We start from the raw sequence: 22,494 nt of genomic DNA, 5'->3' as shown, positions 1-22,494 counted from the left end.
CGCAGGGAGTTCGCAGCATGTCCACCACCACTCGCGCGGCCGTGGTCGAGTCCGGGGGAGCACCCTTCACCCTCGCCGACGTCGAACTCGACGAGCCCCGCGCGCATGAGGCACTGGTCCGCATCGTGGCCGCCGGTCTGTGTCACACCGACCTCGGGGTCGCCAGCGGCGGCCTGCCGTTCCCGCTGCCCGGCGTCCTCGGGCACGAGGGGGCGGGGATCGTCGAGGCCGTCGGACCGGACGTCACCGGCGTGGAGCCCGGTGACCACGTCGTCCTGTCCTTCACGTCCTGCGGCTCGTGCCGCAACTGCCGCGACGGCCACCCGGCGTACTGCGCCACCTGGCTGCCGCTCAACCTTCTCGGTGGCCGCCGCGCGGACGGCTCCGCCACCGTCAGCCGCGACGGGGTGCCACTGGGCGGCCACTTCTTCGGCCAGTCCTCCTTCGCCGAGCGGGCGTTGGTGGACGAGCGCAGTCTCGTCAAGGTCGACAGGGATCTGCCGCTGGAGTCCCTCGCGCCCCTGGGCTGCGGAGTGCAGACCGGGGTCGGCGCCGTGTGGAACGTCCTGGAACCCCGCACAGGGGACACGCTTTTGATCCTCGGCGCCGGAGCGGTCGGCCTGTCGGCGGTGATGGCCGCGGCGCTGACGCCCGCGACCACGGTGATCGCCGTCGACAAGGTGGCCGAACGGCTCGCGCTGGCCAAGGAGTTGGGCGCCACGCACACGGTGAACGCCAATGAGGCGGACATCGTCGAGGCGGTCGGACTGATCACGGGCGGGGCCGGGGCCGACGGCGTCGTCGAGACCACGGGCAGCGTCATGGTCCTCCGCAAGGGAGTGGACGCACTGGCCGCCCGCGGTACGGCCGTGATCGTCGGCGCCCCGCCCTTCGGATCCGAGGTCGCCCTGGACGTCAACGGAATGCTCGGCGGCAAACGGCTGGTGGGCCTGACGCTCGGCGACCAGGAGACCCAGGCGGCGATCCCGGCCCTGGTGAGGCTGGTCCGCGAAGGCCGGCTGCCGCTGGAGAGGCTGATCAGCACCTACGCGTTCGAGGACATCGGCCAGGCCGTCCAGGACATGGCCGCGGGCAAGGCCATCAAGCCCGTGCTGACGTTCTCCTGAGATGAGCCCGAGCGGGCTCGCGGCGGCGAGCCCCTGAGGGGCGCGGGGACGCGGCGTCACACGGCGCCGTGGGTGGACGGCGGCCGGCCACAACGGCCCGCCGGTCGCCCTCCACTGTCACCCCGCGCCCCGCGCGGCCCTACCGGACCTGAAGAACGAGCTTCCCGACGGTCCGGCCGGTGTCGCCCAGCGCGTGCGCCTTCGCGGCCTCGGCCAACGGGAACACCTCGGCGACCGTGGCGCGAAGCCTTCCCGCGGCGACGAGTTCGGCGATCGCGCTCATCCCGGCCTGGTCGGCCTCCACGAGCATCTCCACGGCCCGCACGCCGAGCCCCTTCGCCTCCTCGGCGAGCTCCGGGGACCCGGACGGCAGGATCGACACCAGCAGTCCACCCGCGCGGAGCGTCCGCAGCGAACGCGAGCGGTAGTCGCCCCCGACCGTGTCCAGGACGACATCGACGTCCCGTACGACCTCGGCGAAATCGGTCTCCCGGTAGTCGACGAGCTCGTCGGCGCCCAGCCCGCGCAGGTAGTCGTGCTTTCCGGAGCTGGCCGTTCCGATCACGTATGCGCCCCGCTCCTTGGCGATCTGTACGGCCAGATGCCCCACGCCGCCCGCCGCGGCGTGGATCAGAACCCGCTGGCCACGGCGGACGTCGGCCGTGTCGACCAGCGCCTGCCAGGCGGTCAGCGCGGCGAGCGGGACGGCACCCGCCTGTGTGTGGTCCACCTCGGCGGGCTTGCGGGCGAAGGCCCGTGCCGGCCCGGTGACGTACTCGACGTGCGCTCCGACGCCGTGCGGGTACGGCAGCATGCCGAAGACCTCGTCGCCCGGCTCATGGAGGGTGACACCGAGGCCGACGGCCTCGACGACGCCGGAGACGTCCCAGCCGAGGACGAACGGCGGCTGCCCGAGGAACAGGCCGCTCGCCCGGTGCTTCCAGTCCGTCGGGTTGAGGCCGGCCGCGTGGACCCGGATCAGCACCTCGCTCGGACCCGGCCTCGGGATCTCCAGCTCCACTTCCTTGAGGACCTCGGGACCGCCGAGGACGTCCTGACTGATCGCGCGCATCGTGTTCGCAGTACTCATGGGCTCCAGCCTGCCCGGCTCCACCGACCGAGAAAATGGCACGATTGCCATTGTTCGATAGGATCGTGCCATGCAGACGCAATGCGGAGAGCGCCTCGAACCCTCCGGACACCTTGAGGGCTCCGGACGGCCGGGGCCCGGGGAGTACGACGGGCGCGTGGAGAGGGTGGTCGTGCTGGCCCTGGACGGGGTCTACCCCTTCGAGCTCGGCATCCCGAACCGGGTCTTCGGCTCGGCCGAGGGGCGCTACGAGGTGCTGACCTGCACGGTCGACGGGCAGCCGGTGCGCAGCAGCTCGGACTTCTCGATCACCGTCGAGCACGGCCCCGACGTGCTGCGTACGGCCGACACCGTGGTGATCCCGCCCTTCGCGCTGGCGAACCTCAGCACCGACCTCCCCGACGCGGTGGCCGCCGCGCTCAGGGCCATCCGGCCGGACGCCCGCATCGTCTCGATCTGCACGGGCGCCTTCGTGCTGGCGGCGGCCGGGATGCTGGCCGGCCGCCGGGCCACGACGCACTGGCAGTTGGCCGGGCTCTTCCGGCAGATGTTCCCGGACGTCGACCTGGACGCGGACGTGCTGTTCGTCGACGAGGACTCCCTCCTCACCTCGGCCGGGGCCGCGTCCGGCGTCGACGTGTGCCTGCATCTCGTGCGCAAGGACCACGGCAGTGAACTGGCCAACCGGGTGGCGCGGTCCTGCGTGGTGCCGCCCTGGCGCGACGGCGGCCAGGCGCAGTACATCGAGCAGCCCGTGCCCGAGCCCACGGCGACGAGCACCGCGGCCACCCGCCACTGGGCGCTGCAACGCCTCGGTGAGCCGCTGACCCTGGCCGAGCTCGCCGGACACGCCCGGATGAGTCTGCGCACCTTCGCCCGTCGCTTCAACGACGAGGTCGGGATGAGCCCCGGCCGCTGGCTCATTCAGCAACGGGTCGTCCGGGCGCGGCAGTTGCTCGAATCCAGTGATCTGCCGGTGGATCAGATCGCCGGTGAGGTCGGGTTCGCCACCGGTGCCTCGCTGCGGCAGCACCTGCACGCGTCGATCGGGGTGGCACCGCAGGCGTACCGGCGTACGTTCCAGGCCGGACAGCAGGGCTGAACGGCCGGGGAGGGGCGGCCCCGGACGTCCGCGGCGCCCAGCCTGCTACCCGGTGACGTCCCATCGGACCGCGTGCAGGCCCACGAGCAGGCGCCACACCTTGTGGGCGATCTCCTCGGGCGTGCCCTCGACGAGCCCGTGCAGCCAGTCGGCGAGGACGCCCGCGAAGGTCGCCGCGACGGCGGAGGCGACGAGGGGGGCCTCCGGCGCCCCGACGAGTTCGCGTTCGGTGAGGCTGCGGGCCCGCAGGTCCTGGTGGAGGACCCGGCCGAGCGGGCCGCCGCCGCCCGGACTCAGCAGGGCGCGGTACAGCGGGGCGTGCGGGGCCAGGCCCGTGAAGAACACGAGCAGGGCGTCCGGTGCCGACCTGGGGTCGGGCCTGCCCCGCCACGCGTGCAGGGCGTCCACCGCGTCGCGTACGACATCGGCGCAGGCGTCGACGGCCAGCGCCTCCAGGTCGGCGTAGTGCAGATAGAACGTGGCTCGGCCGACCCCGGCGGCGCGCACCAGCGCCGCGACGCCGACCTCCGCGAACGGGCGCCGGGCGCACTCGTCGAGAAGGGCCCGGCGCAGCTTGGCCCGGGTGCGTTCGGCTCGGGGGTCGGAGGTCACCGGGCGACGAGGACGGCGGCGAGGGCGAGGGCGCCGGGCAGGGCCTGCGCGAACAGGATGCGGCGGTTCGCGGTGACCGTCCCGTACACACCCGCGACGATCACGCACACCAGGAAGAAGACCTGGGCGCGGAAGCCGGTCGGGTCGTCGGCGACCAGGCCCCAGACGAGGCCGGCCGCCAGAAAGCCGTTGTAGAGCCCCTGGTTGGCGGCGAGTGAGGCGGTGGCCCGCGCCATCTCGGGGTCGAAGCCGTGCAGCCCGCGCCCCGGCTTCTTCTCCCACAGGAACATCTCCAGGACCAGGATGTACGCGTGCAGGGCGGCCACGAGGCCGACCAGCACGTTCGCGAGTGTCTGCACGGGACGAGCTCCTTCGGAGGGGCAACTTGTTGGACAGCTGTCCACTATACATGGACAGCTGTCCAGGAAGTCACGGCCGTTGTCGGACCCGGCCGCTAGCGTCCTGTCCCATGAGTGATCTCCTGGGTGATCTCCACGGCCGGCCGGTGGTCCGCAGGGCCCGCGCCGACGACGTCCCGGCGCTCGTCGCCTCCAGCGCGGCCCTGTTCGCCGAGGACGCGGGCACCCGCGACGCCACGGTGGACATCGGCTGGCCGCTCGCGCACGGCGCGGAGCGCTTCGCCTCGGGGCTCGACGACCCGGCACGGCTGCTGCTCGTGGCCGAGCGCGACGGCGAGGTCGTGGCCCATCTCGCGGGCGCGGTCGCGGAGGGTTCGGCGGTGCGGCCCGTGAAGGTCGCCACCCTGCTCAGCCTGTACGTGCGCCCGGCGCACCGCGGCACCCGGACCGGAGCGCGGCTGGTGGCCGCCTTTCTCGACTGGGCACGGGAACAGGGCGCCGGGCAGGCGGAGGTGACGGCCTACGCGGCGAACGAGGACGCGATCCGGTTCTACGAGCGCCACGGCTTCGGCCCGCGCACGCTCACCCTCGGGCAGGCCCTGTGACCGTCACCGTGCGGGTGCCACGCCCCGCCGGAGGTTGAGCGCGCGCAGGGCCAGCTGCATCTCGAACTGCGCGGTGGGGTCGTGGAGCCGGTCCCCGAACAGTTCGTCGAGCTGACGCATGCGGTAGCGGACCGTCTGGGGGTGCACGGCGAGACGCGCGGCGACCTCGCTCGCGTTGTGGCCGCACTGGAGCCAGCTCAGCAGCGTCTCCGCGAGGCGTTCGCGCTGCGGCAGCCGGACGCCGTCCAGGGGGCGCAGATGCCGTTCGGCCATCGCCTCCACCAGGGCCTCGTCGCGGAACAGGAGCAGCGTGGCCAGGTGGTCGCGGCAGCGCACGATCTCCGTGTCGGGCAGCACCCCCCGACGGGCCAGGTCCAGTGCCTCGCCGGCCCACCGCAGCGACCTCGCCCCCTCCTGGAGTGCGACGCTCGGGCCCATGGCGGCCCGCAACCCCTGCAAGGCCCCCGCGACGGCACGGGTCCGCCCGGGGCCCTCCGGATCGGGCACCACCAGGACGGCGGGCTGCACGTCGAACCGTGCCAGGAACTCCGGCGGCACGATGGGCGGCGGCCCCGTGGCCCGCGCCCCGTGGTCGACGGCGACCACGGCCAGCGAGCGGGGCACCGGCCACTGCGCCGCGTGTGCGAGGTCGGTGATGGCCGCGACCGACGCGGGCGGATCCACGATCAGCAGATCGATCAGCCGCGTCCGCCGCTGCTGCAGTTCGCCGGCCGCGTGCAGCCTGGCCTCGGTGTACCCGGTCGTCGTCGCGGCCGCCATCTCGTCCAGGTGCAGGAACAGCGCCTCCCCGAAGGCGGCCAGCACGTGACGGGGCAGCAGGTCGGCGTCGACCAGGGCGTTGATCCGGCGCCAGGTCACCCGCGCGCCGAGTCGCAGGGCCGACTGGAACGCGTCGAGACTGCGCCCCTCGTCCGCCTCACCACGGCCGATGCGCTGGTACGTGGCCTTCACCGGCTCCCAGTCGGTGTCGGGCTTGGCCATCCGCTCCAGGAACCCCTGCAGCGCGTGCTCCACGCCCTGGTGGACGACCTGCATGTACGTGTCGTCCGTGGGCCGTGCGTACTCCGGGATCTCGGTTCTGATCGCGCCCACGACCTCCTCGGTGATGTCCGCGAAGAAGGGTCTGAGGTGGTCGTGCAGGCCCGACGGGAACGCCTTGAACGGGCCGTCCACCGCCTCGACGGCGACGGCCGTGTTGCCGGCCTCGCTCTCCAGCATGCGGAATCCGTTCACGCAGCGGCTCCTTCTGCGAACGGGATGTGGGGCAAAATGACGTTACCCGCACGGATTCTGCCCAGCTTCGGCGGCGGCTGACAGAGGTGCCCGGGGGCCTTGTCACTTCATGACAACCGGCGTCCTCGACCGCGCCACGACCCGCCGATGACGTCCACGGCGGCGCAGCGTCAGCAGCGTCACGAGCGCGCCCGCCAGCACGCAGCAGGCCGCGATCCGCAGACCCAGGTCGTACCCCTCCAGGAACGCGTCGCGCGGGTGGGCGCCGGACCGCAGCTCGGTGCTCTCGCGCCGGGTGAGGACCACGCCCACCAGGACCACCCCGAACACCCCGGAGACCTCCCGCGCCGCGCTCACCAGGCCCGTCGCCATTCCCATCCCGGCCTCCGGGACCCGCAGCAGGGAGCGCACCGTCAGGGGAGTGGTGAACGCGGAACCCCAGCCGATCAGCAGCAGCCCCGGCTGCAGATCCCAGAAACCGGCGCCCGCGCCCGTCCCCGAGACGTACAGGAGCCCGACCGCCACCATGCCGAGCCCCGCCGCGATCGACACATGGGCGCCCAGCGCGTGCGCCGCCCGCTCGGCCACCGGAGTCCCGAGAAGCAGCGCGCCCGCCAGCGGCAGGAAGGCGAGGCCGGCCCCGGTCGGCGAGAAGCCGAGCACCCGCTGGAGATAGAGGGCGGTGAAGAAGAACACCCCGTTGACGCCGATGCCCCACAGCATCTGCGCGACGATCCCGCCGGTGAGGAACCGGTCGCGCAGCAGCCCCAGTTCGACCAGGGGTCTCGCGGTCCGGGCCTCCACGACGACGAACGCGCAGGCGGCGACCGCCGAAACACCCAGGCACAGCGGTACGGGCGCGGTGCCGAAGCCGTGTTCCTGCCCGCGCACGAGGCCGTACGTGAGCAGGTACAGCGCGAGCACCGACAGCACCACGCCGGGCACGTCCAGTCCGCCGCGGCGGGCGGCCGACCGGGTCGGCACGGCCGGCATCAGCAGCAGGGCGAGCAGCCCGAAGGGGACGTTGAGGGCGAACACCCAGCCCCAGCCCCACCGTTGCGTGACGAAGCCGCCCACCACCGGGCCCAGCGCCAGCGCCACGGCCAGCGCCGCCGTCCACAGGCCCACGGCCGTCGAGCGCAGCCGGGCGGGCAGGTCGACCGCGATGACGGCGAGCGAGGCCGGGATGACCAGCGCCGCCCCGACCCCCTGCACCGTACGGGCCGCGATCAGCGTGCTCCCGCTGTCGGCGAGGGCACACGCCGCCGACGCGGCCGTGAAGACGACGATCCCGGCGGCCAGTACGGATCTGCGTCCGCACAGATCGGTCAGCCGTCCGCCGGGCAGCAGCAGCGCTCCGAAACTGAGCACGTAGCTGGCGGCCACCCACTCCAGGTCCGGGACGCTCAGACCCAGTTCGCGCTGCACGGTCGGCAGAGCCACGTTGATGACCGTGTTGTCGAGCGTCGTGATGAAGCCGGTCAGTGTGAGCAGGGAGAACAGCGCGAACAGCCGGGCACGTCCCACGGGAGGCTCCTTCCGCCGTGGCACGGATTGTGGGCGGCGCAGCGGCGTCCGGGCTCTAACCCGCGGCTCGCAATCAGCCGCGCGCCTTTGTCAGCGAACTGACAGAAGGCGGGAGACGAACTGTCAGCACGTCGTCTAACCCACCGGTCTCCCGGAGGCGGAACCTGGGTCACCGCTCCAAGCCGGTGCCCGCCCCACCGGGCACCGGCAGCCCCGCACACCCCGACGCGCTTCGCCCCCACTCGCTCCGCCGCCGACCCAGTTGGAGCCGCCATGACCTCCGCCAGGCCCGCCGCCGACGAAGCCTCCCTCACGGACCACCTTAGGCACTGGGCCGCCCACCGGCCGCAGCAACGCGCCTTCAGTCATGTCGACTTCCCCGACAGCTCCTCCACCGGACTGCACCGCACGCTCGGCTGGCGCGCCCTCGACGCCCGGGCCAGAGCCGTGGCGGCCCGCCTCGTCACGGTCGCGTCGCCCGGAGAACGAGCCGCGCTCGTCATGCCCCAGGGCCTCGACTACGTGGCCGCGTTCCTCGGCTGCCTGTACGCCCGCGTCATCGCCGTGCCCCTCTTCGGACCCGAAGTCCCGGGCCACGAAGGGAGATTGGCGGGGGTGCTCGCCGACTGCGAGCCGGTCTGCCTGCTCGGCGACTCCCACTCGGCCACCGCGATCCGCACCTTCGTACGAGACCACCGGCTTCCGGACGTCCCGGTGGTGGCCGTCGACCAGCTTCCCCTCCAACGCCACACGACCGGCCCGGACGACGACCGGGAGGGGACCGCGGCCGGGCCCGAACCGGACGACATCGCGTACCTCCAGTACACCTCGGGCTCCACCCGCAGCCCGGCCGGCGTGATGATCAGCCACGCCAACGTCGTGGCCAACGCGCGCCAGGCACTCGACGCGTTCGTCGCGGACCCGGAAACGTCGACGACGGTCGGCTGGCTGCCGCTCTTCCACGACATGGGCCTCGTCCTCAGCATCGCCGCCCCCGTCGTGGGCGGATTCCCCTCCGTCCTCATGAACCCGGTCTCCTTCCTCCAGGACCCCTCGCGCTGGCTGCGCCTCCTCGGCTCCTACGAGGGCACGATCAGCGCCGCCCCGAACTTCGCCTACGACTACTGCGTGGCCCGCACCGCGCCCGAGGTCGTCGACGAACTCCGCCTGGACCGCGTACGGGTGCTCATCAACGGCAGCGAGCCGGTACGGGCCGCGACGGTGGACCGCTTCCGCACGTTCTTCGCACCCGCCGGGCTCGACCCCGCGGCGCACTGCCCGGCGTACGGCCTGGCCGAGGCCACCGTCTTCGTGACCGCCGGCTCCCTGGACGAACCCCCCTCGGCCGTCGCCTGCCGTCCCGGCGCGCTCGCGGAGGGACGGATCGAGGAGATGCCACCGGACGACGAGGCGGCCGTCCTGGTCCCGTGCGGCACCCCGGTCGGCCAGGAACTGCGGATCGTCGGAGCGAACGGCGCCGTACTGCCGCAGGGGCGGGTCGGCGAGATCCAGCTGCGCGGGCCCAACATCGGGCTCGGCTACTGGAAGCGCGCCGGACTCACGGCCGAGACCTTCGGCTTCGGAGGGCCGCAGGACTGGCTGCGGACCGGGGACCTCGGTGCCCTGCACGAGGGGCAACTCCTCGTCACCGGCCGCCTCAAGGACGTACTCGTCGTGGACGGGCGCAACCACTACCCCCAGGACATCGAGGAGACCGTGCAGGCGGCCGTCCCCCTGATCCGCCCGGACCGGCTCGCCGCCTTCGGAGTGACCCGGCCGGACGCCGCCGGTGAGGAACTCGTCGTGGTCGCGGAGCACCGGCGGGACGCGGACCCGACGGCGGAGGACACCCACGCCGCCGTTCGCGCCGTACGCGCCGCCGTCTCGGCCCGCCACGGCCTGCGCCTCGGCTCGCTGCTGCTCGTACCGCCCGGCTCGGTTCCCCGCACGAGCAGCGGCAAGGTGTCCCGCTCGGCCGCGCGGGCACGGCTGCTCGACGGCGGATTCGGGGCACGATGAGCGCGACGCGCACGCAGGTCCGCGGGCTGGTCGCCGAACGGCTGCACGGCTGGTACGGCGTGGCGCCCGGCGAGTTGTCCGACGACCGTCCGCTGGCCGAGGCCGGACTGACCTCACGGGACGCACTCGCGCTGACGGCCGCCCTGAGCGAACTGGTCGGACGGCGGCTGCCGGACACACTGCTGTGGGACGCGCCGACCGTGGAGGCACTGGCGGAGCGCCTGGCCGAGGACGAGTCGACCACTGTGGCCGACGAGGACGCCATGTCCCGCTCACAGCGGGGGAGTTCGCCGTCCGCGGCGCCCGCCGGAGGAATCCCGCCGCACGAGGGCACCCACGGGACACCGGCTCCGGTCGCCGTCGTCGGAGTCGGCTGCCGCTTCCCCGGCGGGGTCACCTCCGCCGACACGTACTGGCAGCTCCTCACCCGGGGCCGGGACGCCGTCGGCACGCTCCCGGACGGCCGGTGGGACCCCTTCGTACCGGACCCGGAACGGCTTCCGGACGACGTGAGCCGGCACGGAGCCTTCCTCGGCGGCCTCGACACCATCGCCGGCTTCGACGCGGAGTTCTTCGGCATCCCCGCGCACGAGGCCACCGCCATGGACCCCCAGCACCGCATGCTGCTCGAAGTCAGCCGCGAGGCCCTCGACCACGCGGCCCTGTCCGCGTCCGCGCTCGCCGGCACCCGCACCGGAGTCTTCGTCGGCATCAGCGGCAACGAGTACGCGCACCTCACCACCGCCGACCCCCACGCCGTGGACGCCTGGACGGCCACCGGCGCGGCCCTCAGCATCGCCGCCGGCCGCCTGTCCTACGCGCTCGACCTGCGCGGCCCCAGCCTGTCCGTCGACACGGCCTGCTCGTCGTCGCTCGTCGCGGTCCACCACGCCGTACGCAGCCTGGCGACGGGCGAGAGCGACACGGCACTCGCCGCCGGCGTGAACCTGCTCCTGACCCCCGCCGTCACGCTCGGCTTCCAGCGCGCCGGCGCTCTCGCACCCGACGGCCGCTGCAAGGCCTTCGACGCCGCGGCGGACGGGATCGTACGCGGCGAGGGCTGCGGAGTGGTCGTACTGAAACGGCTCACGGACGCCGAACGCGACGGCGACCGCGTCCTCGCGGTGATCCGTGCGACGGCCGTCAACTCCGACGGCCGCTCCAACGGGCTCACGGCCCCCAACGCCGAGGCCCAGCGCGCCCTCCTCGCCGAGGTGCACGGCACTCCGGCGACCGTCGACTACGTGGAGGCCCACGGCACGGGCACCGCCCTCGGCGACCCGATCGAGGCGAGCGCACTCGGCGCCGTGCTCGGCCGAGACCGCGACCCTGAGCAGCCCCTCCTGATCGGCTCCGCCAAGACCAACCTCGGCCACCTGGAGGCCGCCGCCGGTATCGCGGGCCTCGTCAAGACCGTCCTCGCCCTGCACCACGGCGAGATCCCCGCCCAACTGCACTTCACCGGCCCCGGCCCGCACGCCGACCTCGACGCGCTCGGCCTGCGCGTGGTCACCTCGTCCGAGCCCTGGCCCCGCTACTCGGGAACGGCCACCGCGGGCGTCTCCGCCTTCGGCTTCGGCGGCACGAACGCCCATGCCGTCCTCACCGAACACCGCCCGGCCGCCCGGACGCACCGGCCCTCCGAGCGGCCCGCGCTGCTCCTGCTCGACGGGCCGACCGCGGAGCGCGTGCGCGCGTACGCCGGTGAACTGGCCGCCTGGCTGGACACCCCCGGCAGCCGGCGCGTACGCGACCACGACCTCGCCCGGACCCTCGCGGGCCGCGGCGGCCGCGGCCGCCATCGCGCGGCTCTCGTCACCCGGGACCGCGCGGAGACCGTCACCGCCCTCACCCGCCTCGCCGACGGTGCCCCCTCTCCCCACCTGGTCACCGGGCACGGCGCACCGGGCGGGCCCGGACCGATGGTGTGGGTCTTCTCGGGCTACGGGTCCCAGTGGCCCGGCATGGGAAGCCGGCTCCTCGCGACGGAGGACGTGTTCGCGGCCGCCGTCGACCGGCTGGAACCGCTCCTGCGCGAGCACGCGGGCCTCTCCCTGCGCGCCGGACTCCAGCCCGACGCCGACCTGTCGACCCCCACCACCGTCATGCCCGTCCTGTACGGCATGCAGGTCGCCCTCGCCGAACTGTGGCGGTCCTGCGGCCTCGAACCCGCCGCCGTCGTCGGCCACTCCCTCGGTGAGATCGCGGCGGCGGTCGTCTCCGGGGAACTGGACGAGGCCACCGGCGCACGTATCGTCGCCGTACGCTCCCGGCTGCTGGCCGGGCTCAACGGCGGAGCCATGGCGGTGGTCGGCCTCCCTGCCTCCGACATCGCCCTGTCGGCACGGGAGTTGAGGAGCCTGCGGGTCGCCGTGCACGCCTCGCCGGCCCAGAGCGTGGTGACGGGATCGGCCGAGGACGTCGCCGAACTGATCGCCCGGGTGACGGAGGCCGGTGGCTTCGCCCGCTCGCTGGGAGTCACCGCGGCCGGGCACTCGCCCGAAGTCGAGCCGCTGCTCCCGGAGTTCACGTGGGAACTCGGCGAGATCCGGCACTCCGCACCCCGCTGCCGCCGCTACTCCACGGCCCTCGCCGACCCCCGCGGGGCAGGCCCCTGCGACACGGAGTACTGGGCGGCCAACCTGCGCAACCCCGTCCGCTTCGCACAGGCGGTACGCGCGGCGGCCGAGGACGGGCACCGCGTCTTCGTGGAGGTCGCCCCGCACGCCACACAGTCGCACCCGCTGGCCGAGACGCTGCGCGACGCCGGGGCCGACGACGCGCTCATCGTGCCCACGCTGCGCCGCGGCACCGACGACGCCGTCGGCTTCCGGACCGCGCTGGCCACGCTGCTCGTCCACGGCGTACGGGTGGCCCGGCCGCGTGAGGATTTGCATGCCGGGGGACGCATCGTGGACGTCCCGTCGCCCCGCTGGCGGCACCGGAGGTTCTGGGCGGGGGAGGAGCCGGCCGAGGAACCGGCCCCGGCCGGCGGTCGGTCGGACCCGGCCGTACCACTCGACCCTGCCGCGGACCCGCTCGATCGGCTCCGGCTGTGCGTGGCCGGGGTGATGGGCTACGGCCCCGAACGCCTGGACCCCGACACCCCGTTGACCGACCTCGGGCTCGACTCCCTCACCGCCGTGAGGATACGGGCCGTCGTGCGGCGGGAGTTCGACATCGACATCGAGCCGGGCACCCTCCTGAGGCGAGGAACCCTGCGGGGAGTGGCCCAGTTGCTGGGGGCCGGGAAGGAACCGGCCGACCCCGAGGAGCCGGAACACCGGACACCCACCACGGGCTCCGCATCCGAAAGGCGCCCGCCTGAAAGGGCCGCCACGCCCGCGGCCGCCCCCCTGCGGACCTTCCCCGGCACCGGCCCCCACACCCCGCTCTTCCTCGCCCATGCCGCGGGCGGCTCCGCCGATGTCTACGCCCGGCTGGCCCACAGCCTCGACGGCGACCGCCCGCTGTACGGCTTCGACCGGCAGGCGGACCCGGACGACGTACCGGGCCGGGCCGCGGAGTTCGCCCGGCGCATCCGCGAGGTGGACACCAACGGGCCCTGGGTGCTCGGCGGTTGGTCGTACGGCGGTCTCATCGCCCAGGAGGCGGCCAGGCTCCTCGCCCCGCACGGCAGGGTCCTCGCCCTGGTCCTGCTCGACTCCGTGCTGCCCCTGCCCACCCGCCGCACCGCGACCGACCTGGCCCTCCAGCACTTCCGGGACTTCGCCGCGTACGTGGCACGGACCTACGGCACGGCGCTCGACCTGCCGTACGACGAACTCGCCGGGCTCGACGACGCGGGACGGATCGACCTCGTCGTCAAGGTGCTGAGGGACACCGTCGACCTGCCGGAAGCCGTCCTCGAACACCAGCGGACGTCCTATCTGGACCTGTGCGGCGGCGAGCGCCACCGGCCCGGCAGACATACGGGCCCCACCTTCCTGTACCGCGCGAGCGACCCCGCCCCGCACACCGTCCGGGACCCCCGCTACGAGCGCGGCGACGCGACGCTCGGCTGGGACGCGCACTGCACCGACCTGACCGTCGTCCCGCTGCCCGGCCACCACCTCTCGCTGCTCGACCCACCGGTCGTCGACCACCTGGCCCGGCTGCTGACACGCGATCTGCGGGACTTCTGAAGGGACTTGCCCCATGACTCGTAAGCGCAGATGTGCCGCTCTCGCGGTGACAACGGCACTGCTCGGCACGGGAGTCGCACTCACCGCGCCACCGGCGACGGCTGCTTCCGCCGTGCAGGCCGCCGCGGGCGCCACCGTCGTCGGCGAGAAGTGGCTCGACGCCCGGACCGTCGACCTCACGGTCGCCTCCCCGGCCGTCGGCGCCGACCTTCCCGTACGCGTGGTCCTGCCGACCGGCTACGCCGCGCACCCGGACCGGACCTGGCCCGTCCTCTACCTGCTCCAGGGCGCCCACGACGACTACACGTCCTGGACCAGGGAGACGGACGTCGTCGACTTCCTCGCCGGCCAGGACGTCATCACCGTGATGCCCTCGTCAGGGCCCACCGGCATCCCCACCGACTGGTGGAACTACGGACGCGCCGGCACGGACTACGAGACCTTCCAGGTCGACGAGCTGATGAGCCTGCTGAAACAGAAGTTCAGGGCGGGCACGAAGCGTGCCGTCGCCGGTGTGTCCACCGGCGGCTACGGCGCCCTGGCCTTCGCGGCGCGGCATCCCGGGACCTTCGGCGCGGCCGCCTCGTACAGCGGGATCCTCGACACCACGGCCTTCGGCATGCCGACCGTGCTCAACGCCATCGTCGCCCGGGAAGGCCTGCTGCCCCTCACGCTCTGGGGCAACCCACTGCTCAACCGGGACAACTGGAACCGGCACAACCCCTACGCGCAGGCCCGCGCCCTCAAGGGCACCGGCCTGTACGTCTCCCAGGGCAGCGGCGTGCAGGGCGGCGACTTCGGCAACCTCGAAGGCGCCCTGCTCGAAGGCGCGCTCTGGTCCCAGGCGCACCGGTTCACCGACCAGCTGGACGCCCTGGGCATACCGGCCCAGGTGCACTTCTACAACGGGGGAGCGCACGCCTGGCCGTACTGGCGGCAGGAGTTCAAGGCGTCCTGGCCGACGCTCGCGAAAGGCCTCGGCCTGAGCTGACCCGGCCCGAGCCGACCCCTCAAGGAGGAACCACCATGGATGCGCTGGCGCAGGCCGTCGTCGCGGGAGCCGACCGCACGGAACTGGAACACCTCCCGGTACCCGGCCACTACACCGCCGCCCACCTGCGCGCGGAGGACGTGGAGAGCTTCGCCGGAGTCGCCGACAAGGACGTCCGCAAGTCGATCCACCTCGGCGACGTACCGATGCCCGAACTCGCACCGAACGAGGTGCTGGTGGCCAACATGGCGAGCGGCATCAACTACAACACCGTCTGGTCGGCGATGTTCGAACCCATCCCGACCTTCTCCTTCCTGAAGCACTTCGGCCGCCAGGACCGCTGGGCGGCCCGGCACGACCAGCCGTTCCACGTGATCGGCTCGGACGCGTCCGGCGTCGTGGTCCGCACCGGTTCCGGGGTGCGCAGATGGCAGGTCGGCGACCAGGTCGTGGTGAGTCCCGTGTACGTCGACGAGGAGGACCCGGCGACCCACGCCGACGGCATGCTGGGCAACGGCATGCTCGCCTGGGGCTTCGAGACCAACTTCGGCGGGCTCGCCCACTACTCCGTGGCCCGGGCCAGTCAACTCCTGCCCAAACCGGCCCATCTGACGTGGGAGGAGGCCGCCTCGAACCCGCTGTGCGCGGGCACGGCGTACCGCATGCTCGTCAGCGACCGGGGCGCCCGGATGACGCAGGGCGACGTGGTGCTGATCTGGGGGGCGGCCGGCGGCCTCGGCGCGTACGCCGTCCAACTGGTCCGCAACGGCGGCGGGATCGCCGTGGGCGTCGTCAGCAGCGAGCGGAAGGCGGAGTACGCCCGCCGCCTGGGCTGTCACGTGGTCGTCAACCGTGAGGAGATCGGTCTCACCGGCAACGAGCCGCCGGCCGACCCCTCCGTCGCCGGAAAGCGGCTCGGCAAGCTGATCCGTGCCGCGACGGGAGAGGACCCGCACATCGTCTTCGAGCACGTGGGCCGGGCGACCTTCGGTGTCTCCGTGTTCGTCGTGCGGCGCGGCGGCGCGGTGGTGACCTGCGGTTCCAGCACGGGCTACCAGCACGAGTTCGACAACCGGTACCTGTGGATGCGCCTCAAGCGGGTCATCGGCAGTCACGGGTCCAACCTCCACGAGCAGGCCGCCGTGCACCGGCTCCTCAACCTCGGCCATCTCGCCCCCGCGCTGACCGAGACCTATCCGCTCACCGACACGGCCGAGGCGGCCAGGCTGGTCCAGAGCAACGCCCACATGGGCAAGATCGGCGTCCTGTCCCTCGCCCCGACTCCAGGTCTCGGGGTGTCCGACCCGGTGCGCAGGGAGCCGGCCGCCCGTCCGGCGTGACCTCCGGGCGGCACTACACCGGGCCCGCCCGGAACCGTCGTACGGGACGGCTCCGGGCGGGCCCGGCCTTCAGACGGGCTGCCCGGTCCTCGCCGAAGCCTTCCCGGGTGTCCGCGGCCGCGGCGTCATCGACAGCCTGTCCGGCTTGACGGTGACGATGGCCTGCGGGCGCGGGGGAGCGGACGCCAGTGTCAGGCGCCAGCGCTGGACGACGGTGGCCAGGACGATGAGGAGTTCGGTCCAGGCGAACTCCTCGCCGATGCACTTGCGCCGGCCGTCCCCGAAGGCGAGGAAGGAGGAGCGGTTGATGCCCTTCGCGCGTTCGGGATCCCAGCGGCCCGGGTCGAAGGACGAGGGATCGTCGTAGACCTCGGGGTCGTGCTGGTGGACGTACGGGCTGTAGACGACGTCCGCGCCCGCGGGTATCGGCACCCCGTCGAGCACGACGGGGCGGGTGGTGGTCCGCGTGACGAGCCAGGCCGGCCCGTACATGCGCATGGCCTCCTTCAGGACGCTGCGCATGTACGGCAGGGAGCCCAGGTCCTCCTGGCGCAGGGGCCGTCCGCCGCAGACGGCGTCGAGTTCGGCGTGCAGCCGCCGCTCGACGGCGGGGTCGCGGCTGATCTCGTACAGGGTCCAGGCCAGTGTCGTCCCGGTGGTCTCGATCGCGCCGGTCAGGAGGGTGATCGCCTCGTCCTGGAGCTGTTGCCGGGACAGGGGGCCGGTCTGCGGGTCGTCGGCGGTGAGGAGGGTGGAGAAGAGGCCGCTCTGTGCCGCGCCGTCCCCGGGCGGTGCCTCGTCCTGGTGGGCGGGGCAGCCGGCCGGCGGCGCGGTCGGCCCGGCGGACGCGAGGTGGGCGCGGTGGTGGTCGATCGCCTGGTCGACGAGTGCCCTCAGGCGGGCGACCCGCCGCTTGTGGGCGCGGTTCGCGGGCAGCGGCAGCTTCGTGACCCAGGCGGGCAGGATGGTCTGCCGGATCGTGCCGCGCATGATCGCGGGCATGAGGCTCTGGAACTCGCTCTCGACCTGCCCCGGCAGACCCGAACCGAACAGCGCGACGAGGAAGGTCGACAGCGTCAGGTCGTTCATGTCCTCGTACGTGTCCCGGGGGACTCCCTGTGCCCATGCCTCGGTCGCGGCGCGTACGTGGCTGATCATGACGTCGCCCCGGGTGGCGATGTGCGCCTTGTTGAACATGGGCTGCATCAGCCGGCGGTGCTTCATGTGCAGGTCGCCGTCGGCGATCGTGGCGAGCCCGTCCCCGAAGAACACCCGCAGCGCGTCGATGATCTTCCCGCCCTTGGCGAACGCGTCGACCTCCGTCACCAGCACGCGCCGGGTGACGGCCGGGTCGGTGACCACGTAGGCGGCGGTGGGTCCGATGAGGATCTTGACGACGCTGCCCTGCTCGCGCAGAGCGTTCATGAACTCCAGCGGTCGTCTGGCCAGCTGGTGCCCGTGCCCGATCAAGGGCAGGCGGCCCGGCGCGGTGGGGGCCACGGCGGGAGGACCTGTGATGCCACTCATCGCTGACTCTCCTCAAGATCAACTCAGGTGGTGTGATCATGACATGTATGCCCGGGCGGTCACGGGCGTACCCGCCGCCTTCGTCACACCGGCGTGCGGTTGTGGGGATGAGTTAAGGGATTTGTCGACTCATATGGCCTGGTCGGAGCGTGACGAAAGCTTCACGGAAGTGAGCCGGACGGGTTGATTCCCGGGAGATCAAACCCGATAAGGTTCCCTGAGGTGCGGCGAGTTGACGCGATTGCCATCGGTTGTCGCTCGTTGTCCACGCATGCCCGTCGCGGGGTCGAACACCGCGTGACGCGTGCTGCCCCCCGAGATTCTCCCCCCTCTGTTCGATCGTGTTGCTTCGAAGGATGCAGATGGAACTTGCCACTCCGCCACCGGCGGCGCGGGCACCGGTCGCCTGGTACAGCTGGTGGCTGCTGCCACTGGCCTTAGGTGCTGGGACCGTCGTCGCTGCGGTCGTGGGCTCCGGCCAGGCCCGCATACCCGCGATCCTCTCCGGAGTCGTGGTGACGGCGGCGAGCGCCGTCTCGGTACGACTCCTGATCCGCTCACAGCGTCAGATGCGCAGCAGCGCCGGTGAGTTCAGGAACGCGCAGGCCGAGCACTCCCAGCAGTGGCAGCAGCACGTGGCCGGCCTGGAGCGCAAGCACGCCGCCGAGCGCTCGGCCTACGACGCGCAGCTCGCCGAACAGGCCAAGGCGTACGAGACCCGGATCGCCGAGCAGACCCAGGCCTGGCAGGAACAGCTGGACCGGCAGCTCGCCGCGGTCGCCCTGCTCGCCGACCGGCAGCTGCCCGACGCGCTGGAGCGGCTGCGGGCCGGTGACTCCATCGACGACGTCCTGCCCTCCCTCAACCAGTGCGCCGAGGTCAGCGCCGACCTGCAGGCCGTCCTGCGCAAGGTGCTCAGGACCGCCCTCATCGGTGTGGAGCAGGAGTTCGACCGCTCCACCTCCGCCGAGCAGGCCGTCATCAGCATCGGCAGCCGTATCCACGTACTGACCAGCAAGCTGCGCGGCCGGCTGCACGAGATGCAGGGTGAGCACGGCAGGCTGCCCTCCGTCGCCCAGGGCCTGATGGAGCTGGACCAGGAGCTCGGCCCCGCCGACTCCCTGGCCGCGAGCATCGGCGTACTCGGCGGATCCGACCGGCCCGGCCGGCAGTGGCAGGAACCGCAGCGGCTGCTCAGCGTGGTGCGCGGCGGCATCGGCCGGATCAGGGACTTCGACCGCGTCCAGGTGCGGCACCTGCCCGAACTCGGCGTCGACGGCGGTCTGGTGGACCACCTCACGCTGATCTTCGCCCACCTGCTCGACAACGCGGCGCGCTACTCGCCGCCCACCGAGCCCGTGGTCGTCTCCGGCAAGGAGGTGCCCAACGGCGTCGGGATCGAGATCCAGGACTCCGGCAAGGGCCTCAACGAGGAGAAGAAGCAGGAGGCCCTCCAGTCGCTCGAGGGCGTGTCCCCCGGCCCCGGCATCGGCGGCGTGTCCGAGGACGCCCACCTCGGTCTGCGCGTGGTGGGGGCCCTGGCCCGCCGGTACGGCATCCGGGTCACGTTCGCGGACTCGCCGTGGCTCGGCACGTCGGTGGTCGTCGTGGTACCTCACAAATACTTCAGCCAGCTGCCCGCCGTCGTCACGGCCCCGTCGTCGCCCGCCCAGGTCCCGGCCGCGTCCGGAACCGAAGAGGCCGTGGTCGAAGGAGCGGCCGTGGCCGATCCCGAGGAGACCGGGGACACCACGCCCGGCGGTCTGCCCAGGCGCCGCAGGCGCGCCGCCGAGTCCGAGCCGCCCAGGCCGTCCGTACGCGAGGACGAGTCCGTGAACACCGCCTCGCACGCGGTACCACCGGACGAGTCCTTCACCGGTCTGGCCGCCTTCGCCACGGCCGGACGCGAGCCGACCGCCGACCGTGAGCCGACCGCCGGACGTGAGTCCACAGAGCACCGCACTGAAGAGAGCGACTAGTCCTCATGACGCAACAGGGAACCGACGTGAGCTGGGCGCTCCGCGATCTGGTCGAGAGCATCCAGGAGATCCGCTTCGCCCTCGTCGCCTCCAGCGACGGCAAGGCCATCACCTCCTACGGTGCCGACGATCCCGACGACGTGGACCGCTTCGCCGCCGTGGTGGCGGGCCTGCAGGCGCTGGCCCAGCCCGTGGCCGAGCAGTTCCCCAAGTACGCCGGGCAGCTGCGCCTCGCGATGATCGAGGTCGACGGCGGTCACCTCTTCGTGGTGCGCGCGGGTGTGGAGACGTACCTCGGCGTCCTGGCCAGGGAAGGGCTCGACCAAGGACTCCTGGGCCATCAGATGAGGGACCTGGCCCGCAGGATGGGTGAGCTCCTCGGCACCACGCCGCGTCTGGAGGAGCACTCTGGATGAGTGGTCCCCACAGGCCCACGGACCCGTCCGGTCTCGAGCGCTACTACGTCCTCACGGGCGGACGCAGCGGACCGGGCGGTTCGGCGTCGAGCCTTGACGTGGCGACCCTCATCACCTCCCGTGCCGCGCCCGGCCCAGGCATGCAGCACGAGCACGAGGAGATCCTCCGGCGCTGCCGTGATCCGCTGTCGGTGGCCGAACTCGGCGCCCACCTCGGACTGCCCTTCAACATTCTCGCGGTGCTCTTGGCCGATCTGCTGGACGCAGGCCGCGTTGAAGCCCGTGACCCCATCCCGGCGTCAGGCGCCGGTCGCGGGCCCGACCTCGCGCTCCTTGAGGAGGTACTCAGTGGACTTCAAAGGCTTTGACCATCCCGACCGCCACCCGGCGGACGGCAGCCTGCCCGACGGCGCCCGCTCGGTGAAGGTGATGATCGCCGGCGGATTCGGTACCGGAAAGACCACCATGGTCCGCTCGGTCAGCGACATCAAGCCGCTCACCACCGAGGAGACGCTGACCCAGGCCAGCGCCGACGTCGACAACCTGATCGGGGTGGCGGACAAGCAGGAGACCACCGTCAGCCTGGACTTCGGCAAGATCGGCATCAACGACCAGCTGGTGCTCTACCTGTTCGGCACACCGGGCCAGGAGCGGTTCTGGTTCCTGTGGAACGGCCTGTTCAAGGGCGCGCTCGGGGCCGTGGTCCTGGTCGACACCCGCCGGCTTGCCTCCAGTTTCCGGGCCATCGAGGAGATGGAGCGGCAGAACGTCCCGTTCGTCATCGCCCTGAACGTGTTCCCGGACTCCAAGGACCACCCGGTCGACGAGATCCGGGACGCCCTGGACATCTCCCCGCACACCCCGGTCGTGGCCTGCGACGCCCGCGACCGGGCCTCCAGTCGTGATGTGCTCATCGCACTGATACGTCACCTCAAGGAACGCTCCGCAGTCGCTCTGGAGTCCCGATGACCGACCAGCCCTTAAACGGTCCCGACACCCCCCGCGGCTGCCCGGTCGCACACGGCGGGGGAGACGACCTCACCCGTCTCTACGGGCCCGACGCGGCCGTCGACCCGATCGGCATCTACGCGCGGCTGCGCAAGGAGCACGGGCCCGTCGCGCCGGTGCTGCTGGAGGGCGACATCCCCGCCTGGCTGGTGCTCGGATACCGGGAGAACCGGCGGGTGCTGGACAACCCGCGTCAGTTCAGCCGGGATTCACGGATCTGGCGGGACTGGAAGGAGGGGCGGGTCGAGAGCACCTCGCCGCTGATTCCGATGCTGGGCTGGCGGCCGGACTGCGTCTCCCAGGACGGCGAGCCGCACCGCCGGCTGCGCGGCGCGGTCACCGACAACCTCCAGGCCGTCTCCAGCCGCGGCATCCGCCGCCATGTCACGCACTTCGCGAACAAGCAGATCGACGCGTTCGCGGGAGCGGGCAGCGCCGACCTGGTGGCCGAGTACTCCGAACACCTGCCGATGCTCGTGCTCACCAGGGTGTTCGGGCTCGCCGAGGGAGCGGGGCGACGGCTGGCCGAGTCCTGCGCACTGGTGATGAAGGGCGGCGCGGACGCTCTCGTCCACAACGACCGCATCATGCAGATCCTCGGTGAGCTCGCCGAGCGCAAGCGGGTGGAGCCGGGCTCCGACTTCACCACCGGGCTGCTCGAACACCACGCCGACCTCGACGACGACGAGATACTCAACCATCTGCGGCTGGTGCTGATCACCGCGCACGCCACCACCAGCAACCTGCTCGCCCGGGTCCTGCAACTGATCCTCACCGACGCCAACCGGCTCTCCGGCCTCGTCAGCGGGCAGCTGAACATCTCCGCCGTCGTGGAGGAGGTCATGTGGAACACACCTCCGCTGGCCGTCCTGCCGGGCCGGTTCGCCACCGCCGACCTCGAACTCGGCGGGCACCACCTCCAGGAGGGCGATCTGCTGGTGCTCGGCCTGACCGCGGGCAACGTCGATCCGGAGATCCGGCCGGACGTCGGCATCTCCGTGCATGGCAACCAGTCGCATCTCGCGTTCAGCGGGGGGCCGCACGAGTGCCCCGGGCAGAACATCGGCCAGGCCATCATCGAGACGGCCGTCGACGCGCTGCTGCACCGGCTGTCCGGGCTCCGGCTCGCGGTGGATCCCGAGGACCTCACCTCTACGGCCTCCACGTGGGAGGCGCGGCTGGACCGGCTGCCGGTGTCGTTCACTGCGTGAGCGCTCCGCTCGGGGCGGGGGTGGGGTGGGGTGTGGGTTGGTGGGGTGTCTGCGCAGTTCCCCGCGCCCCTGGGTGGATGGGGTGCGCGGGGGTGTGGTGTCGGCTGCGGGTCCGTGGGGGTTGGGCGCGCAGTTCCCCGCGCCCCTGAAAAGACTGCGCCGTTCCCCGCGCCCCTAAGAGA

18 protein-coding genes are annotated in these 22,494 nt (G+C 72.5%); 12 read left to right on the top strand and 6 right to left on the bottom strand.

The window, feature by feature from the left end:
• Positions 1-17: 17 nt before the first annotated feature.
• Positions 18-1,127, top strand: a complete 1,110-nt coding sequence (locus KUF83_RS04660) for an NAD(P)-dependent alcohol dehydrogenase (protein WP_217453244.1) — start codon at positions 18-20, stop codon at positions 1,125-1,127.
• 139 nt (positions 1,128-1,266) lie between these two features.
• On the opposite strand, the gene KUF83_RS04655 is transcribed toward KUF83_RS04660, so the two are convergent.
• Positions 1,267-2,217 (bottom strand): NADP-dependent oxidoreductase, encoded by a 951-nt coding sequence (locus tag KUF83_RS04655; protein ID WP_217453243.1) that lies wholly within the window; start codon positions 2,215-2,217, stop codon positions 1,267-1,269.
• 70 nt (positions 2,218-2,287) lie between these two features.
• On the opposite strand from KUF83_RS04655, the gene KUF83_RS04650 reads away from it, so the two are divergent.
• Positions 2,288-3,319, top strand: a complete 1,032-nt coding sequence (locus KUF83_RS04650; RefSeq protein ID WP_217453242.1) for a GlxA family transcriptional regulator — start codon at positions 2,288-2,290, stop codon at positions 3,317-3,319.
• 45 nt (positions 3,320-3,364) lie between these two features.
• Here the strand turns inward: KUF83_RS04650 and KUF83_RS04645 are convergent, their stop codons facing one another.
• Complete coding sequence (locus KUF83_RS04645) at positions 3,365-3,931, bottom strand: TetR/AcrR family transcriptional regulator (protein ID WP_217453241.1); 567 nt, start codon at positions 3,929-3,931, stop codon at positions 3,365-3,367.
• Positions 3,928-4,290 carry a DUF1304 domain-containing protein gene (locus KUF83_RS04640; RefSeq protein ID WP_217453240.1) on the bottom strand — a complete coding sequence of 121 codons (363 nt, stop codon included), beginning with the start codon at positions 4,288-4,290 and terminating at the stop codon, positions 3,928-3,930. The genes KUF83_RS04645 and KUF83_RS04640 overlap by 4 nt, the downstream gene beginning before the upstream one ends.
• A 110-nt stretch (positions 4,291-4,400) precedes the next feature.
• Here KUF83_RS04640 and KUF83_RS04635 point away from each other — a divergent pair, with 110 nt between their 5' ends.
• Positions 4,401-4,895 (top strand): GNAT family N-acetyltransferase, encoded by a 495-nt coding sequence (locus KUF83_RS04635; protein ID WP_217453239.1) that lies wholly within the window; start codon positions 4,401-4,403, stop codon positions 4,893-4,895.
• Positions 4,896-4,898: 3 nt separating this feature from the next.
• Here the strand turns inward: KUF83_RS04635 and KUF83_RS04630 are convergent, their stop codons facing one another.
• Both KUF83_RS04630 and KUF83_RS04625 read right to left on the bottom strand, forming a co-directional pair.
• Positions 4,899-6,149 carry a helix-turn-helix domain-containing protein gene (locus tag KUF83_RS04630; protein WP_308402914.1) on the bottom strand — a complete coding sequence of 417 codons (1,251 nt, stop codon included), beginning with the start codon at positions 6,147-6,149 and terminating at the stop codon, positions 4,899-4,901.
• A 102-nt stretch (positions 6,150-6,251) separates the two neighbouring features.
• On the bottom strand, positions 6,252-7,676 hold the full coding sequence (locus KUF83_RS04625; RefSeq protein ID WP_217453238.1) for an MFS transporter: 1,425 nt from the start codon (positions 7,674-7,676) through the stop codon (positions 6,252-6,254).
• 273 nt (positions 7,677-7,949) lie between these two features.
• Between KUF83_RS04625 and KUF83_RS04620 the strand changes: the two genes are divergently transcribed.
• Genes KUF83_RS04620 through ccrA form a run of 4 tightly spaced genes read left to right on the top strand, consistent with a single transcriptional unit; the run spans position 7,950 to position 16,171 of the window.
• Positions 7,950-9,695: a fatty acyl-AMP ligase gene (locus KUF83_RS04620; protein WP_217453237.1), complete on the top strand. Its 1,746-nt coding sequence runs from the start codon at positions 7,950-7,952 to the stop codon at positions 9,693-9,695.
• Positions 9,692-13,840, top strand: a complete 4,149-nt coding sequence (locus KUF83_RS04615) for a type I polyketide synthase (RefSeq protein WP_217453236.1) — start codon at positions 9,692-9,694, stop codon at positions 13,838-13,840. Before KUF83_RS04620 ends, KUF83_RS04615 begins: the two co-directional genes overlap by 4 nt.
• Before the next feature lie 13 nt (positions 13,841-13,853).
• Complete coding sequence (locus tag KUF83_RS04610) at positions 13,854-14,831, top strand: alpha/beta hydrolase family protein (protein ID WP_217453235.1); 978 nt, start codon at positions 13,854-13,856, stop codon at positions 14,829-14,831.
• A 35-nt stretch (positions 14,832-14,866) separates the two neighbouring features.
• Positions 14,867-16,171, top strand: a complete 1,305-nt coding sequence (gene ccrA / locus KUF83_RS04605; protein ID WP_217453234.1) for a crotonyl-CoA carboxylase/reductase — start codon at positions 14,867-14,869, stop codon at positions 16,169-16,171.
• Positions 16,172-16,240: 69 nt separating this feature from the next.
• Here the strand turns inward: ccrA and KUF83_RS04600 are convergent, their stop codons facing one another.
• Positions 16,241-17,698: a cytochrome P450 gene (locus tag KUF83_RS04600; protein ID WP_217453233.1), complete on the bottom strand. Its 1,458-nt coding sequence runs from the start codon at positions 17,696-17,698 to the stop codon at positions 16,241-16,243.
• A gap of 362 nt (positions 17,699-18,060) precedes the next feature.
• Here KUF83_RS04600 and KUF83_RS04595 point away from each other — a divergent pair, with 362 nt between their 5' ends.
• Genes KUF83_RS04595 through KUF83_RS04575 form a run of 5 tightly spaced genes read left to right on the top strand, consistent with a single transcriptional unit; the run spans position 18,061 to position 22,312 of the window.
• The gene (locus tag KUF83_RS04595; protein WP_217453232.1) at positions 18,061-19,677 is read left to right on the top strand and encodes an ATP-binding protein; all 1,617 of its coding nucleotides are present in this window, start codon (positions 18,061-18,063) and stop codon (positions 19,675-19,677) included.
• Positions 19,678-19,682: 5 nt separating this feature from the next.
• A complete protein-coding gene (locus tag KUF83_RS04590) occupies positions 19,683-20,093 on the top strand; it encodes a roadblock/LC7 domain-containing protein (protein ID WP_055611716.1) in 411 nt (136 codons plus the stop codon).
• Positions 20,090-20,461, top strand: coding sequence for a DUF742 domain-containing protein (locus KUF83_RS04585; RefSeq protein ID WP_217453231.1), 372 nt, complete (start codon positions 20,090-20,092; stop codon positions 20,459-20,461). The genes KUF83_RS04590 and KUF83_RS04585 overlap by 4 nt, the downstream gene beginning before the upstream one ends.
• A complete protein-coding gene (locus KUF83_RS04580) occupies positions 20,442-21,062 on the top strand; it encodes an ATP/GTP-binding protein (RefSeq protein WP_217453230.1) in 621 nt (206 codons plus the stop codon). Before KUF83_RS04585 ends, KUF83_RS04580 begins: the two co-directional genes overlap by 20 nt.
• Positions 21,059-22,312 carry a cytochrome P450 gene (locus KUF83_RS04575; protein ID WP_217453229.1) on the top strand — a complete coding sequence of 418 codons (1,254 nt, stop codon included), beginning with the start codon at positions 21,059-21,061 and terminating at the stop codon, positions 22,310-22,312. Before KUF83_RS04580 ends, KUF83_RS04575 begins: the two co-directional genes overlap by 4 nt.
• The last annotated feature ends 182 nt before the right edge of the window (positions 22,313-22,494 follow it).

Source organism: Streptomyces sp. BV286, from assembly GCF_019090165.1.
In the GTDB taxonomy this organism is placed as follows: Bacteria; Actinomycetota; Actinomycetes; order Streptomycetales; family Streptomycetaceae; genus Streptomyces.
Note: the sequence above shows the minus strand (reverse complement) of the source record. Positions and strands in the feature narration are given on the sequence as shown.

Coding starts and splice junctions, on each gene's coding strand:
- KUF83_RS04595 (WP_217453232.1), top strand. CDS start 18,061: ATGGAACTTGCCACTCCGCCACCGGCGGCGCGGGCACCGGTCGCCTGG.
- KUF83_RS04660 (WP_217453244.1), top strand. CDS start 18: ATGTCCACCACCACTCGCGCGGCCGTGGTCGAGTCCGGGGGAGCACCC.
- KUF83_RS04620 (WP_217453237.1), top strand. CDS start 7,950: ATGACCTCCGCCAGGCCCGCCGCCGACGAAGCCTCCCTCACGGACCAC.
- KUF83_RS04590 (WP_055611716.1), top strand. CDS start 19,683: ATGACGCAACAGGGAACCGACGTGAGCTGGGCGCTCCGCGATCTGGTC.
- KUF83_RS04610 (WP_217453235.1), top strand. CDS start 13,854: ATGACTCGTAAGCGCAGATGTGCCGCTCTCGCGGTGACAACGGCACTG.
- ccrA (WP_217453234.1), top strand. CDS start 14,867: ATGGATGCGCTGGCGCAGGCCGTCGTCGCGGGAGCCGACCGCACGGAA.
- KUF83_RS04575 (WP_217453229.1), top strand. CDS start 21,059: ATGACCGACCAGCCCTTAAACGGTCCCGACACCCCCCGCGGCTGCCCG.
- KUF83_RS04600 (WP_217453233.1), bottom strand. CDS start 17,698: ATGAGTGGCATCACAGGTCCTCCCGCCGTGGCCCCCACCGCGCCGGGC.
- KUF83_RS04585 (WP_217453231.1), top strand. CDS start 20,090: ATGAGTGGTCCCCACAGGCCCACGGACCCGTCCGGTCTCGAGCGCTAC.
- KUF83_RS04650 (WP_217453242.1), top strand. CDS start 2,288: ATGCAGACGCAATGCGGAGAGCGCCTCGAACCCTCCGGACACCTTGAG.
- KUF83_RS04615 (WP_217453236.1), top strand. CDS start 9,692: ATGAGCGCGACGCGCACGCAGGTCCGCGGGCTGGTCGCCGAACGGCTG.
- KUF83_RS04635 (WP_217453239.1), top strand. CDS start 4,401: ATGAGTGATCTCCTGGGTGATCTCCACGGCCGGCCGGTGGTCCGCAGG.
- KUF83_RS04655 (WP_217453243.1), bottom strand. CDS start 2,217: ATGAGTACTGCGAACACGATGCGCGCGATCAGTCAGGACGTCCTCGGC.